Annotated in this window: 15 protein-coding genes; 10 read left to right on the forward strand and 5 right to left on the reverse strand. The window is 38.9% G+C overall.

Going from position 1 to position 15782, the window contains the following annotated elements:
• The first annotated feature begins 3 nt into the window (after positions 1–3).
• The 5 genes from Sdiek1_RS14645 (at position 4) to Sdiek1_RS14665 (ending at position 3680) form a co-directional block, all read left to right on the forward strand.
• On the forward strand, positions 4–960 hold the full coding sequence (locus tag Sdiek1_RS14645) for a polysaccharide deacetylase family protein (protein WP_087439777.1): 957 nt from the start codon (positions 4–6) through the stop codon (positions 958–960).
• Positions 947–1507, forward strand: coding sequence for a ribosome recycling factor (gene frr / locus Sdiek1_RS14650; protein ID WP_087439778.1), 561 nt, complete (start codon positions 947–949; stop codon positions 1505–1507). Before Sdiek1_RS14645 ends, frr begins: the two co-directional genes overlap by 14 nt.
• Before the next feature lie 8 nt (positions 1508–1515).
• Positions 1516–2124, forward strand: coding sequence for an orotate phosphoribosyltransferase (pyrE, locus tag Sdiek1_RS14655; protein WP_087439779.1), 609 nt, complete (start codon positions 1516–1518; stop codon positions 2122–2124).
• Positions 2125–2169: 45 nt separating this feature from the next.
• Positions 2170–2592 (forward strand): RDD family protein, encoded by a 423-nt coding sequence (locus tag Sdiek1_RS14660; RefSeq protein WP_238099053.1) that lies wholly within the window; start codon positions 2170–2172, stop codon positions 2590–2592.
• 65 nt (positions 2593–2657) lie between these two features.
• Positions 2658–3680 carry an MFS transporter gene (locus tag Sdiek1_RS14665; RefSeq protein WP_238099055.1) on the forward strand — a complete coding sequence of 341 codons (1023 nt, stop codon included), beginning with the start codon at positions 2658–2660 and terminating at the stop codon, positions 3678–3680.
• Here the strand turns inward: Sdiek1_RS14665 and Sdiek1_RS14670 are convergent.
• The 4 genes from Sdiek1_RS14670 to typA form a co-directional block, all read right to left on the reverse strand.
• Positions 3664–4119: a flagellar basal body-associated FliL family protein gene (locus tag Sdiek1_RS14670; RefSeq protein ID WP_087439782.1), complete on the reverse strand. Its 456-nt coding sequence runs from the start codon at positions 4117–4119 to the stop codon at positions 3664–3666. The two genes, Sdiek1_RS14665 and Sdiek1_RS14670, sit on opposite strands and share 17 nt — an antisense overlap.
• Positions 4120–5088 (reverse strand): DUF3137 domain-containing protein, encoded by a 969-nt coding sequence (locus Sdiek1_RS14675; RefSeq protein ID WP_087439783.1) that lies wholly within the window; start codon positions 5086–5088, stop codon positions 4120–4122.
• Between the two features lie 7 nt (positions 5089–5095).
• Positions 5096–5653 carry a LemA family protein gene (locus tag Sdiek1_RS14680; protein ID WP_087439784.1) on the reverse strand — a complete coding sequence of 186 codons (558 nt, stop codon included), beginning with the start codon at positions 5651–5653 and terminating at the stop codon, positions 5096–5098.
• 77 nt (positions 5654–5730) lie between these two features.
• A complete protein-coding gene (gene typA, locus Sdiek1_RS14685) occupies positions 5731–7530 on the reverse strand; it encodes a translational GTPase TypA (RefSeq protein WP_087439785.1) in 1800 nt (599 codons plus the stop codon).
• Positions 7531–7889: 359 nt separating this feature from the next.
• Here typA and Sdiek1_RS14690 point away from each other — a divergent pair, with 359 nt between their 5' ends.
• The 5 genes from Sdiek1_RS14690 to thyX all read left to right on the forward strand — a co-directional run bounded on the left by Sdiek1_RS14690 (position 7890) and on the right by thyX (position 15310).
• Positions 7890–9500: a flagellar hook-length control protein FliK gene (locus tag Sdiek1_RS14690; protein WP_087439786.1), complete on the forward strand. Its 1611-nt coding sequence runs from the start codon at positions 7890–7892 to the stop codon at positions 9498–9500.
• Between the two features lie 22 nt (positions 9501–9522).
• A complete protein-coding gene (locus tag Sdiek1_RS14695; protein ID WP_087439787.1) occupies positions 9523–10215 on the forward strand; it encodes a flagellar hook capping FlgD N-terminal domain-containing protein in 693 nt (230 codons plus the stop codon).
• 11 nt (positions 10216–10226) lie between these two features.
• The gene (locus Sdiek1_RS14700) at positions 10227–11996 is read left to right on the forward strand and encodes a flagellar hook-basal body complex protein (RefSeq protein WP_087439788.1); all 1770 of its coding nucleotides are present in this window, start codon (positions 10227–10229) and stop codon (positions 11994–11996) included.
• 87 nt (positions 11997–12083) lie between these two features.
• Entirely contained in the window at positions 12084–14639 is a 2556-nt protein-coding gene (gene flgE / locus Sdiek1_RS14705) for a flagellar hook protein FlgE (protein WP_087439789.1), read from the forward strand.
• Between the two features lie 56 nt (positions 14640–14695).
• Positions 14696–15310 (forward strand): FAD-dependent thymidylate synthase, encoded by a 615-nt coding sequence (thyX, locus tag Sdiek1_RS14710; protein ID WP_087439790.1) that lies wholly within the window; start codon positions 14696–14698, stop codon positions 15308–15310.
• On the opposite strand, the gene ruvC is transcribed toward thyX, so the two are convergent.
• Positions 15307–15780 (reverse strand): crossover junction endodeoxyribonuclease RuvC, encoded by a 474-nt coding sequence (gene ruvC / locus Sdiek1_RS14715; protein ID WP_087439791.1) that lies wholly within the window; start codon positions 15778–15780, stop codon positions 15307–15309. The two genes, thyX and ruvC, sit on opposite strands and share 4 nt — an antisense overlap.
• Positions 15781–15782 lie beyond the last annotated feature (2 nt).

Here is a 15782-nt window from a genome sequence, read left to right on the forward strand (position 1 = left end):
GCCATGAAATCCTTTTGGCTTGTATTATGTTTGAGTGTCATGGTATGGGCAGATGCCCATATCTTTATCTACCATCGTTTTAACGATTCAAGATATCCCTCAACCAATACAACACTTGAAGAACTTCGCAAAGAGTTTGACTACTTTAAAAAAAATGGCTACGAAGTCATTCCCCTTGAAAAACTAGTCCAAGCACTTCACAACAAAGAGACAATTCCAGATAATTGGATTGTTCTCACCGTTGATGATAACTATAAAAGCTTTTACGAACATGGCCTAGCACTCTTTAAAGAGTACCACTACCCCTTCACCATGTTCGTCTATGTCGGAGCAACGGAGCAAAAATACGGTGATTTTATGAGTTGGGACCAACTGAAAGAGACAGCCAAATATGGCTCTTTAGAGTTTCATTCTCTCAACCACCCCCATATGACAGAACTAAGTAATGAAGCACTTAAAAAAGACTTTGATGAGGGATTAGCCCTTTTTGAAAAGCATCTTGGTCTAAAGCCTCATTATTTTTCTTATCCTTTTGGCGAATTTAGCCCTCGAGTAAAAGCCATTGCACAAAGCTATGGTTTTGAAGCTATTTTAAACCAAACGATGGGTGCTGTTGCAAGCTTCAGCGATCCGCTTGATTTAGACCGCTCCGCACTGGTTGGCAAAAGCGATTTAACTGGATTTTTAAAATATAAAGCCCTTGAAGCCACCTGGTTTGAACCTACGGTATTGCTCAGTGATGGCAAACTTGGCGCTTTACATGTAAAAGCACAAACCACTTCGACTAAAGGCGGTATTTACATCAGCGAACATGGATATCAAGAAGTGAGTCTCAGTGATGGTGTGTTTGAAGCACAAATCAATAAAATACTCACCAAAGATCGCACGCGGATCATCGTCTCTGTGGGCAACAAAATTTCAACGAAACTACTTGTAAAGGATAAATATGGAACTCAATAAAATCTATGCTGAACAAAAAGAGCATATGGAAAAATGTATCTCAGCACTCAAACGCGACTTTATAACCATTCGTAGTGGTAAAGTTTCTACCTCAATTTTGGATAATATTCATGTCGATTACTATGGAACACCAACAGGCCTTAGTCAAGTAGCGACTGTTTTAGCCACTGATGCAACCACCATCACCATCTCTCCCTGGGAAAAAAAGATGCTCAGAGAGATCGAAAAAGCGATTATGCAAGCGAACATTGGCGTCAATCCTAACAACGATGGCGAAACCATTAAACTTTTCTTCCCTCCAATGACAACCGAGCAACGCAAAGAGGGAGCAAAACAAGCTAAAGCGATGGGCGATAAAGCCAAAATTGCGATTCGAAATGTCCGTAAAGATTCTAATGATCAAGTCAAAAAACTTGAAAAAGATAAAGTGATCACTGAAGATGGTTCTAAAAAAGGACAAGATGAAGTACAAAAAATCACCGATGCAACCGTTTCAAAAGTCGACGAACTCGTCAGAGAAAAAGAATCTGAACTTCTCAAAATTTAAGGCAAACCATGCACATTGAAAAAATTTATAAAGATGCCAATGCACTTTTAGAGGGTCACTTTTTACTCAGCAGTGGTAAACACTCACACTACTACCTTCAAAGTGCCAAAGTCTTGGAAGACCCCAAAGTGGCTGAGCAATTAGCCGTGGCATTAGCCAAAATGATTAACGCTTCCAACCTTGAAATTGACACCATTTGTTCCCCCGCACTCGGAGGCGTTTTAGCAGGGTATGAGCTTGCGCGCGCCCTTGGAAAACGTTTTATTTTTGCCGAGCGTGTCAATGGAGAAATGACGATTCGCAGAGGCTTTGAAGTATCAAAAGGTGAAAAAATCCTTGTCTGCGAAGACATTATCACCACGGGCGGTTCTGCCTTAGAAGCGGCAAAAATTGCCGAAAGTATGGGTGGTGTGATCGTTGGATTTGCAGCGCTTGCGAACCGCGGTTTTTGTAAACGTGTGGGAAGCGATTTAGCAGGAAAGCCTACATGTAAACTTCCTAATGATGCACCATTTTTTGCGTTAGCTGATTTTGAATTTGACATTTATGAGCCAAGCGAATGCCCTTTATGTAAAGAAGGCAGCATAGCAATCAAACCAGGCAGCAGAGGAAACTAAGTTTTAATGAGATGGAGAGAAAGCAAAAGAGGGATAAAAAAAGAGTTGAAAACCTCTTTACCTTCTTACTCCATCGCCCCCTTTACCCAGCGTTTTAAAGCTTTTGTCGTAGATTCATTTATGCTTTTGATGCCGATTTTATACATCGTTTTTTATCTCGTTTATGGCTCACGTGAAGGCTTTGCGGCACATATGCTTCAAGGATGGCTTTTGATTCTCCTTCCTTATGGCGCCCTTACCCTTTTCTTTCTCAAACGAAAAGGTCAAACCCCAGGGTATAAAGCGTATGATCTTTTACTGATTGATCTTAGCGCCAAACAAAAAATCTCTCTCGTGCAGCTCCTTATACGTTATCTTTGCATGCTTTTGACCGCTTTTACGATCATCGGACTTTTGTTACCACTGATACGCAAAGACAACCTAGCACTCTATGATATTGTAAGCCAAACTGCACCCATTGTTAAATGATCTTTTTTAAAATCTCTGGGTTTTTCTTTTCGTACTTCTCGGTTACCAGTGTGTATGTTATTTTTATGCCAAAAATTTTGCAAACGATCGGTTACAGTGCACCTCAAATTGGTGCTATTTTTGCCTTAGCCCCTTTAATGCGTTTTTTTCGTACCCTTTTCTTTCTGAAACATTTTGAACTCAATCAAAAGGTCTTTTACACAGCCCTTGGTGGCGCTATCCTTTCCATTGTACTCTTCTACCCAACCATTCACCATTTCTACCTCTTTATGCTTCCTAATATGCTTCTTGGAGCCTGTTTGGGCATGATATTGCCCTACATTGAAACCTATGCGATGGAACATCTACAAAAAGAGCGTTTTGGAAAATCACGCCTGTTTGGCTCTATCGGTTTTATGCTGATTGGCATTGTCTTAGCACGCCACTTGGAAAACTACACCAATGGCTTACATTATCTACTTTTAGCGATTAGCGCAACGGCTTTGTTTGCCTATTGGCTCACACAGAACAATGTTCATTTTACAACGGCAAATCTCACCAAAGAAGAGCCTTTTCACTTTTTACATGTAAAGTATTTATGGATCAGTCTTTTCTTAATGCAGGTCAGTTTTGGGGGATTTTATAACTTCTTTACCATTTACGAAACAGCGCATGGAATTAGCCTTGAAATGACCAGTTACTTGTGGGCTTTTGGTGTCATTTGTGAAATTATACTGTTCTATTTTCAAGCACCTTTATTGAAACGCTTTAGCCTTTTAGCCTTGGTGAAATTGGGAGTTTTGACAACAGCCCTTCGTTGGTTCTTACTCTTTGCCTTTCCCTCATCACTTTGGATCTCCTATCTTTCTCAATCTATGCATGCCTTTAGCTTTGCACTGCATCATACTGCAGCCCTTAGCCTTCTGTACACACTATATGCGAACAAAAAACTGGCAGCTCAATTTTACTATGGTTTCTCTTTTGGATTAGGAGGATTTGTCGGGGCACTACTTGCAGGGTATTTTTACGGTGAGTATCTTTACGTATATGCAAGCTTCATCGCACTACTCTCGCTAGGAAGCTTGATGCTTTTCAAGGGGAAAGAATAAAGTTTTTAATGTAAATCGTCTCAATTTGATACCCAAATGTATTTTCCAACATATCAATCAGTTCCTCTTTAAGACGCTCTTTTCCACTGACCGTCTCAAGACCATTGGCATCCATTGCATTAAGATACTGTAAAACGGCATTACGCACGTTATCCATATTACCTTGCAACGATTTCTTGCTGGTATTGCTTTTCATAACCAAGGCAATATCCGCTTTTAGAATCTTATATTTTTGGGATCTAATATTGATATAAATTGTATCCAGACTGACTTCTCTAGCATCTGTACTTAAATTGTTTGCCTTTTTTGCAACAGGAGATGACGTATAAGAGGATTCGTTATTATTATCTTTAAGTATATAATTTAGTATCAAAAAGCCTATAATAAGCAACAGCACAATAAAAGCTAAAGAGAATTTGAGTAGTTTTTCATTAAACATTTATTGTTTACTCCATAGTTTTTCATTTAGTTTGAATTCATTGACAATACTTACAATCATGCTCAAAAGTTCAAAGTAGTCTTTAATAGAGGTAAATTCTAACAATGAATGTGATAATATCGGTTCAAACAACGGTTTTGTGTAGTGCATCGCCAAATAAAGTTTTGAATCAACAAAAGAGAGATAAAGAGGTTTACCTACTTTCGTGCGAAATTGCACTATCTCTTCCATTAATGAATGCGATAAAATATAACGGCTTTCGATCGGATCATCCCCATACGTTACAAAAAATTTTTCAAACACAGGATGATCAAGCTTGATCAATTTTCCTCTTTGTAAATTCATTCCTTGCATCCAAGAACCAAGCACTCCGAATGTACGCTCTGCTATATCGGGTAGAACAACGACTTTAGAGTGAAATATTTTATTAAAATCAGCAATAAAAAAAAGCCCTTGGAAAATATCAACCCACTCCTCTTTGTTGTCGGTATCCCGTACTTTTTGCTCTACATGTAAATCACAAAAGCGTACATCCACGCCCTCTATTTTCCCCGTCACCAAGTCATTGCCCACAAAACGATCATACGATGCTAAAAAGAGTTCACTCCGTTGATACTCTAATTCACTGATAGAGCTCATTTTGGAGTAGATGAGTGAAGGATCTAAGAAATGGATAATTTTTTCTATCACTTGATCTTTAAACAATGCACCATAACCAGCACTCTCATGCCTGTAGATAAACATAAAGATTAAAAAAGCACTCATGCCAGAGACAAGGGCAGCATGGAGTGGTTTTAGTATCACACTTTGATTCAAAACAAAAAAGATAACAAAGGAGAGAATCAAAAGAATAAAAGCAGCTTTTTTAAGAGTAGCAATTGTACTTAAACGTTTTTCCTCCAAAACCTTAAGTTCTGGATACATAGACTCATAATAATAATCCAGCAGTGATGCAAGATTTGGTTTCACTACTTACCTATTTTTGAAAAATATTTTTCACATCAATATTGCGACGTTCCATCACTGGAATACTAAATACCTCTTTTCGCTCTAGCTTCATGAGACTTGCCATAAAATTTGTAGGGAACATTTGAATGGCATTGTTATAATCCGTCACACTTTGATTGTACGCTCTACGCGCTGCGGAAATTTGCTCCTCCAATTCATTCAAGGTACCTTGAAGGTGTAAAAAATTTTCGTTTGCTTTAAGTGTAGGGTAGTTTTCGACAGCGACCATGAGATTGCCAAGCATGGAAGAGAGTTGTTTATCAAGAGCTACGGTTTCAGCACCTGTCAGATTATTTGTTGTGGCTTTTGAGCGAAGTTCAGTAATCTTTTCAAGCGTAATGCGCTCATGCACCATATACTCTTTCACAGTTGCCACAAGATTTGGGAGAAGATCGTAACGTTTTTTGAGGATAGCATCAAGTCCTGCGAAAATATTATCGACTTGATTTCGTTTGGAGATCAGCGTATTGTACATGACAATGATGATAAAAATGATGACACCTGTAACAATCAAAAATGTTTCCATAGTAACCTCCTCAATTATTATCACACGATAGGACTTCGCCACCATGTTGGTGGCGAAGTCTTTACATGTAAAACTTCTTAGCGGCTCATACGTTTACGTAGATTTGGATCTAAGTATTTTTTACGAATACGAATGTTGATAGGCGTTACCTCTACCAATTCATCATTTTCAATCCACTCAAGTGCAAGTTCAAGGTTCATTTTACGTGGTGGAACGAGTTTAATCGCTTCATCAGCACCACTACTTCTAACGTTACTTTGCGGCTTACCTTTGATGGGGTTGACATCCAAATCGTTCGGACGAGAATGCTCTCCGATGATCATACCCGCATAAACTTTGTACTGTACATCCACAAAAAGAACGCCACGCTCTTGCAAACTAAAGAGTGAATAGCCCATTGCAGTTCCATTTTCCATGGAGATAAGCGCACCATTTTTACGATGTTCTACTTCTCCACTGAGTGGTCTAAAATCAAGGAATGAGTGGTTCATAACACCCTCGCCTTTGGTATCGGTCAAAAACTGTCCACGAAAACCTATAAGCCCACGTGCAGGAATTTCAAACTCAATTCTAGTTTGTCCATCTCCCGTTGGGTTCATCGCTTTCATTTCTGCTTTTTTACGACCCAATTTTTCAATAACCGTACCGGTAAAATCATCAGGAACATCAATCACTAAGTGCTCATACGGCTCTAATTTGACGCCATTCTCTTCTTTGATAATAACTTCAGGACGTCCCAAAGAAAACTCAAAACCCTCACGTCTCATATTTTCAGCCAAAATCGTAATTTGAAGCTCACCACGTCCACTTACTTTAAATTTACCTTCGCCTGCGTTCTCGTAACGCATTGCGATGTTCGTTTTCATCTCAGATTCTAAACGTTCAGCAATTTTGTTTGACGTAACGTATTTGCCATCAAGTCCAGCAAAAGGAGAGTCATTAACGCCAAAAACAACCGAAAGGGTTGGCTCTTCAATATGCAATGGATCAAGAGGAATTGGATTGTTTGGATCAACGATACTATCACCCACATCCAGTGTCTCAAAACCAGCAATAGCAACGATATCGCCACTTTCTGCTTCCGTGATATCAATTCTGTCCAATCCGTGAAAACCAATCAATTTAGAGATACGTCCACGAATTTGTTCGCCATCAGCTTTTGCAAGTAACACGGTTTCATTTTTCTTAATCGTTCCGTTGAAAATACGCGCAATACCAATTTTACCAACATAGTTATCGTAATCAAGGGTAAACACTTGAAGTTGAAGAGGATTTTCTGCTGAACCAGTAGGAACGGGAACATGCTTAAGAATCGTTTCAAAGAGAGGCACAAGATTTTTACTTTCGTCACTCATGTTGTATTTAGCAAAACCATCGCGTGCTGCTGCATAAATGATAGGGAATTCAAGTTGATCTTCATTCGCACCAAGGGCAACTAAAAGGTCAAATACCTCATCAACAACACGATCAGGATCTGCCGCAGGTTTGTCAATTTTGTTGACAACCACAATCGGACACAGACCAAGACTGAGTGCTTTTTTAACAACAAATTTGGTTTGAGGCATAACGCCTTCTTGAGCGTCGACAAGCAATAAAACGCCATCAACCATTTTTAAAACACGCTCAACCTCACCACCAAAGTCAGCATGGCCTGGAGTGTCGATAATGTTAATTTTAGTATCTTTATAGCGAATAGCTGTATTTTTAGAAAGGATAGTGATACCACGTTCTTTTTCTAGATCGTTGCTATCCATCGCTCTTTCTTCTACTTTTTGATGTGCTGTGTACGTTCCTGATTGTTTTAACAGCTCATCAACTAAGGTCGTTTTTCCGTGGTCAACGTGTGCGATCACGGCAATATTTCTAAACTCTTGCAAAAAATTCTCCTCGTAAACTTTGACTTTTACATCTCATATAAAACGTACGTGATTGGTGTAGTTTGATGAAGTAAATATGCTTCATTATAGCACGTTCTTACTAAAATTAAAATATCCTTACATGTAAAGCTATTTGAGCGTTCATTTTTTAAAATTGGAATGAGTATTGCTTGTCAAAAGAGTGAAATCATCTCTTTGATTGAAGGATAGGTCAAAAAAGAAAGATGCTATTTCTCTCTAAAAGGCAAGCTTTTCAGAGAAACATCAGCACATAGCCTTGTTTTGTGGCCTTGTAGCTAATGTCGTTTTAAAGTTTCGTTCGGAAAATGTTATAAAAATAAAAAATTAAGGTCATGGCAATGCAAGATATTCTCTCCTTTATTCCAGCTCCAAGCCCTATAACTCTTGCGCCTTCAACAAACGAACCCATTCAAGCAGAGAGTGCCAATGGTGCTTTTTCCGAGAGTTTTTTTTCCATTATTCTAAGTCAAATGACAAAAGAAGGTAAACAAGTTTCACTGAGTGATCTCGAACAAGACGCTCCAACAACAAATGAAACAAATCTCAATCTTACGTCAACAGATCAAAAAGCTAAAAGCGTAGATGAACATCTTTTAGATGACCTTCTCAGTGTTGTGAATGCACTTCAACAAAATTCACAAACAACCATTTTCCCGACACTTAAACCCTCTTCCACCCTTGAAAAAATTCTTGGAAGCGAAACTGCTCGTCAAGATTTTGCCAATGTTAAAAACGTCAGTGATTTGATGGATTTATCCAAAAAATATAATCTTGGATTGGAAAAACTTTCAATTTCAACAGAAAATATGGATAGCATTCAAAAGAAATTCCCAACACTCGCTCAAAATAATTTTTTCGATGATCTTAAAACGGCTCTCAATACAGTTCAAAGTACACAAAATGGTGAAACAACCAAAGCGGTAACAACCAACCTTATGAGCCTTTTAGATAAACAGCCAACAACAACGGAAATCCCAACCGTTACGCCATCTATATTAAGTGAGCTGATTTCAAAAGAGGCAAAACCAACACCTACAATGGAAACTACCAATGTGACCACAACAGATACAACAACACAAAGTAATTCTATTGTCGAAGAGCCCCTTATAGTAAATGAAAAGCAACAGAACACTCTTGCAAAAGCGCTTCAAACTCCACAAGAAGAGAGCACTCAAGCAGCACCTCTTGAAACCATTGTTCAAAAAGTGGCGAATGACAACGAACCCAAAAAGCCCGTAACACCTGTTCAAATAGCAGAGGTAGTCACACAAGAAGAATCTGCACAAATTCAAGTTGCCACTACACATGTTAATGAAGTTAAAAAAGAACCTTTGGTCAAAACAGCCGAAGAGACAACCGATACTGCCCTAAAAACTGTAAAATCTGATAAAACAATCAGTGATGTTGCATCTTCAGCAGAAGAGGTAACACAAATTCAAAAAGTGGTGAAGCCAGAAGAAGAAACACCTAAATCAGAAGATGCCCCACTAACAGTCGATGCTAAAACAGATGGCAAAGTAACCGCAAAACAAGATTTAGCAACCACTAAAGCTGTACCCGTTAAAGAAACTTTGAACCAATTTGCAACGGATCTTAAAGAAAAAATTGAAGCCTATAAACCCCCTATTATGAAGGTAGAACTCTCTTTAAGCCCTAAAAACTTAGGAGATGTTGATGTTACGTTACTCACGCGGGGAAATAATTTACATGTAAACATCTCTTCCACCACGAGTACGATGTCACTGTTTACTCAAAACCAAAATGACGTTAAAAATGCGCTGATTAATATGGGTTTCACTAACCTACAAATGAATTTTAGTGACCAACGAAATAGCGACCAATCACAACAAAACAAAGAACAACGTAGTGATAACTCTAAAGAGTTTATCACGGAATCAAGTGAGGAAGAGACAGCATCTTTAGAAATCGTCATTCCTCAATATGTATAAATTATAAAGAAAAGGATACATTATGGCAATCAATACAAAAGGTTATGAAAGCCTCCTAAACCCAGGTACTGCCAGTTCAACAACAACAAAAACAGCAGCGTCAACAGGAAGTGCTGACACGTTAGGAAAAGATGATTTTTTGAAACTTTTGCTAACAGAACTTCAGCACCAAGACCCTACAAGTCCTATGGACAGCGATAAAATCTTAACCCAAACCTCTCAGCTTGCAACACTGGAATCGGCAACCAAAACCAATACCGCTTTGGATAATTTGTCATCGCAACTTAAAGAGAGTGTTAGCGCTAATGCAACAAACTTAATTGGTAAAATGGGCAGTTTGGGATATAACGCTATTACACTTAATAACAGCACTGCTAAATATGAAGTTTATTTTCCAACCGAAATTAAAAGTGGAACACTCAGCATTACAGACAAAGATAAAAATGTTGTACAAACCATCGATCTTAAAGATGCCGTAGGTAAAAGTGGAGTTATTTCTTTTGAATGGGATGGAAAAAATAAATACGGTGAACAACTTAAGGATGGTTATTATGGTGTTACAGCAGAGTACCTGGATAAAAATAATGATCAACAAAAAACCCAATTTGGTGTTTATCCTGTTGAGTCAGTACGTTATGATAATGGATCCTCTTATATTAAATTAGGTTCGAATTATTTTCCAATGAGTGATGTTGTTGAGTATTATGATAAATAAAGGACATCCCAATGACTAGCTCTTTTTACAATGGAATTTCTGGTATCAAATCACAACAGTTTGCGATGGATGTGCAAGCCAATAACATTGCCAATATCAATACGAGTGCTTATAAAGGAAGTAGTGCAGAAATTTCAACCCTTTTTTCAACCGTATTAACAGGCACTTATGCTTCTTACTCCAACGATAAAGGTCTTGGGGCACAAAGTCAAACCACTGCCTTAAATCTAGCGCAAGGTGTTCTTGAAAATACCGATAGCCCTTTTGATCTTGCTATTCAAGGAGATGGTTGGTTTGGCGTTAAAGGCCAAGAAGTGACCAAAACATACTATACACGTGCTGGTTCTTTTTCACTTGATGCACAAGGATCCTTAGTCAATGCCGATGGTTATTATCTTATGGCAACCCCTGGCAACAATATTGCACCTACATCGCTTGATGCGGCAACTCTTGCTAAATTTGGAACGTATTACAATGCAGCCACCACGACTGCTGTTACTCCTTACGCTATTACACCTATGAGTGATGTTCCTTTAGAAAGTGTTGGTAGTCAAACGAAAGTCACTTTGCCTGATATTCTCTACTATCCACCTGTTGCAACAACAAAAGTTTCTTACGGTGCAAATCTTGATCCTACCATTAAAACGGATAAGGTCACGGTTCCGCTTAGTGCCGCTGATTACACTGCAACCGTAACACCTTCAGCGGTTGGGCAAGTAAGCTTAAGTGGAAGTGTCAGCAATACAACAGCACTGCAAAGCCCTCAAAAAGGTGACACTGTTACTATTACATTAACTGATGTTAATGGAAACACAAAGAAAATTTCAACAGAACTTGATGCGTCTCTTAATTGGAGTATTTCAAATTCTGATGTGAGTGGCTTAAATACAACTTCTGCCCTAACAGCAAACGTTTCAGTTACATCAAATCAAGAAACTGCCAATACTGCACATTATACAACTGGTATTATCGCCCCTGATGGTAGTAAAGGCATTATTGATATGACCTTTACCAAACAAGTTCCCCAAGCGGCATCGGGTAGTACGTGGGATGCCAATATTAAGGTACTGAGCTATTTTGAAGACTATACCGTAGAAAACTATGATTCTACAAAAACCTATGACACTTCCGTTTACAATGTTGACACGGTAAAAGGTACGGTTACAAAAATCTATGACCCTACAAAATATTACGTCGATACCTCAACCAATAAAGTCTATAACATTGTGGATACCCAAACAGGAACACTCACCTTTGGTGGAGCGGGTCAGCTTCTATCAAACTCTGTACCTGCCCTTTCCAATGGAGGGACACCTCTAGAACTTAACTTAGGAACGGTGGGTAATTTTGATGGACTTATTTCAAGCACAACCATTAAAAAAGCTAATGTTTCAACTTCCAATGGATCTGCTGAAGGCTTTTTAAAAGACTATGCTATGGATACTAATGGCAATGTTATTGCAGAGTTTAGCAATGGTAAAAGCTCGGCTGTGGCTAAAGTCGCTATTTATCATTTTCAAAATGATCAAGGACTTACACAAGACTCTTCAACCCTTTTTGAAGCGTCTAATAACAGCGGAAAACCTATATTTTATACGGATAAAAATGGCGAGAGTTTTTTAGGTTCAACTATTTTTAGTAATAAGCTAGAAGGAAGTAATGTCAGTATGGCAACGGCATTAACGGAGCTTCTTATTACCCAAAAAGCATTTGATGCCAGCTCAAAAAGCATTACTACCAGTGATGATCTGATTAAAAATGCTATTAACATGAAAAGCTAACAAAAAACAGCATTTCATGGAATAAAAATTGCTTTCATTTTGTACGAAATTTATAAAAACAAAAAGTAACTTTAAAAAGGATACGCAATGATGAGATCACTCTGGGCCGGCGTTACCGGTTTGCAGGCACACCAGATCGCAATGGACGTTGAAGGTAATAACATTGCAAACGTTAATACCACAGGCTATAAATATAGTAGAGCAAATTTTTCTGATCTCTTAAGTCAAACCGCTAAAATTGCAACAGCACCCCAAGGTGAACTGGGTGGTAAAAACGCGATGCAAATTGGACTTGGAACACAAATAAGCACGGTCACCAAAATCTTTAAGCAAGGTTCCATCGAAACAACCGACAAAACAACCGACCTTGCAATCCAAGGTGATGGTTTCTTTGTTGTTTCTCCAGATGGAGGAAGTACCTACAAGTATACGAGAAGTGGTGACTTTACCTTTGATGCAAATGGTAACTTTGTCGATACCAACGGTTATATCGCACAAGGATGGAACAGAGACAAATCAACCCTTGCAATTGATTCAACATCACCAATTGCCAACATTACTATCCCCCCAGGACTGACAACACCCGCCAATGCTTCTACTTATATCTCTGTTAAAGCGAATCTTGATTCAGGCGCTAGCGTCGGTACCCACAAATCGGTTATCTACTCTCTTGATCAAGACCATGGATGGGTTGATACCAATGGCGATGGCATCCAAGAAGCAACGGAAACGCACGATGAAAATGATGCTGGTAGCAATATGTTCAATACTAGCAAAGCGCTTTACGAACGTGGACAAGACTTTGGTGCACTTTTTAACTCTGATGGAAATGCATTTAATATTACAACAGGACAAGGTGTTTGGACAAGTTTTGCACAAGCCAAAACCAATACCTTTACGATAGTCCATGATCCTTCAGGAACAACAACGATTGATCTTACACTCAATGGTGAATCAATTACAGGTAGCATTGCATCAACCGATGACGCCACTGTTGCATCGTATGTTCAAGGCTTAGTGGATGCCAAAAGCGGTAAAACAGGTGTTAAGGCTAACATTACAGGAGGTACAGGACTTTACCTTACCAACGATAACCAAAGTGGTACAGAAGCAGCTAGTAAAAATATTAAATTAACCAAAAATGGTACCGATACTACGGCCTTAGTCTCTACCAGTGTTATTACAGCCTATCAATATACCTATAGTGCTAGCCCACTCAACACAACCCATAGCTACGATGACGGAGTAGAAAGAACATTTACAACAACGGAAGATTTAAGAGAAGCACTTCAAAAAGATGCTAGATCGTTTGTTAACTATACAGGACAAGTTGTGGCTGATGGTCCTGATGCTGATACAAATGTTAGAAATGAATGGACAGCAGGACCTCAAAGCTCAAATAAAAATGATGGTGTAACCGTTACAGTTAATAAAACAGGACAATTTGAAATTGCAAACCCTAAAGGAGATGCATTTAATGCAGATGATGGTGATGTAACCAATGGTACTTTAGTGACACCCGTAAGCATTACAGCAAATACGCCATTAACTGAAGATATTTCATTTCCTGTTGGAACTATTCTTCAAGCCGGTACCGTTTTTTCAGCTGCTACAGTTATTAATGGAACTTCGTATCCAGCAGGTCTTCCTGGTCTTGCAGCTGCTATAACGCTTACTCAAGCTGCGACTATTCCTTCAGGATCAACACTTGTTGCAAGTGCTGGTACACCTATGATTTATCCTGCAGGAACAAATTTTAAAAATGCCAATGATTACGATCTTTACCTAACAATTACAAATCTTACCAATGGAACCAATAACGTTGCTGCAAATGCAAGTTTTAGTACAACTATTAATGCCCTTCAAGGAACATTGACGTCTGGTTCATCGGTAAGAACATCTCAATCCGTTTATGCAGCAACCCATGCTTCAAGTATCGATGTTTATGATTCACTAGGTTCTAAACATACCGTAAGACTTGAGTTCACCAAAACAGGCTTTACAACTGAAGGTGGTACTGAATGGTCAGTCCTTGTTTCTGTTCCAGAACCAGGTGACATTAACCTTGGAAACTATCCTGAAAATATTGTAACGGGAACCGTTAGTTTTAATTCCGATGGTTCTTTAGCAACCTATTCTCCACGAAATTTAACTTACACCGCAAACAATGGATCAACAGGCAATCAAAATATTGAGCTAAAATTCGGAACATTGGGACAATTTGACGGTATGACCAGCTTTGATAAAGACTCTAACACTTCTGGTATTAGCCAAGATGGTTATGCAGGTGGTGATCTTAATGGTCTAAGCGTTGATGAAACGGGAACAGTTATCGGTAGTTTTACCAACGGACGTAGTTTTGCGCTCGCACAAGTGGCGATGGCGACCTTTACCAACAATCAAGGTTTAGAGAGTGATGGCGGTAACTGTTTTGTCCAAACCTCAAATTCTGGTGATCCTATTGTTGGACAAGCTTCAACGGGTGGTAAAGGTACGATTCAAGCAAGTTCACTTGAGATGAGTAACGTGGATCTTTCTCGTTCTTTAACACAGTTAATTGTTATTCAAAGAGGTTATCAAGCAAACTCAAAAACGATCACAACCGCGGATGAGATGCTCAACACCCTGCTCCAACTCAAATAGATTTTTTTAGCTTACATGTAATACAATGAGTCCCAAAAAAACTTGGGACTCAACACATGAAAATCACACTCAACCATTACACACCCCTGCTTATTTGTGCTGATGCTATTCGTACCTGCTGGCAAAGTTTTGACAAAAGCGACGAAGGTGGCGAAAAAGATAAAGAACTCATTGATCGTGTTGGCAATAAATTTAAACACGCTTCAACCCTTGAGCACTTAGTTTATAACTTCTATATTGAAGGTATTTCTCGTGCCCTGCTTCAAGAGCTTGCAAGGCATCGTATGGCTTCACTCTCCGTTAAGTCAACACGCTACACACTTAAAGAGTTAAAGAACGAAGAGAGCTTTACATGTAAAGATGTAGAACGCGCTTCAAAGTACCTTGTTTTAACGGGTGTGGGGATGGTGGATGAAATGAGCCTTAAGGCACTTGAAAACCTTCGATTAGTCCTTGTGGAAGGAATTAGCAATGATAAGGCAAAATACTGCCTTCCAGAGAGCTACAAAACGGAACTCACATGGACCGTTAATGCCAGAAGTCTTCAAAACTTTTTAACATTGCGCAGCGATAAAAGTGCACTTTGGGAGATTCAAAATCTAGCCCATGCCCTTTACGAGGCACTTCCCGAAGAGCACAAATACCTCTTTAGTATTAAAGAGCCTGCTTAACTCACTTTAACCCTTTGGGCATGCGTGATGGCAATAGCTATTGCGTCCGTAATGTCCAAAGGTTTTATCTCTTGTTTAATCCCCAAAATTTTTTTCACCATAAACGCTACTTGCTCTTTGGCTGCTTTTCCATTGCCTGTTACGGCTTTTTTCACTTGAAGTGCCGTGTATTCACTAAAATTACCAATGGTTTGTAAAATTTTTAGACTTAAAGCACCTCGAAATTGTGCCAATTTAATCACCGTTTGAGGGTTGTAGGCGTAAAAAATATCTTCAATAGCCACTTCATCAATCGTGTGTTGTTTAAAGATGGTATCGAGCCCTTCAACGAGCTCCATAATCTGATGTTGAAGTATCTTTTCTTTAATTTTAATCAGTCCTGCTTCAACCAAAACAAGACTGTTTTTTTCCTTTTTTAAAATGGAATATCCACAGTTACGTGTTCCTGGATCAATACCTAAAATAACCAATT

Origin of the sequence: Sulfurospirillum diekertiae, assembly GCF_002162315.1 — a bacterium.
In the GTDB taxonomy this organism is placed as follows: Bacteria; Campylobacterota; Campylobacteria; order Campylobacterales; family Sulfurospirillaceae; genus Sulfurospirillum.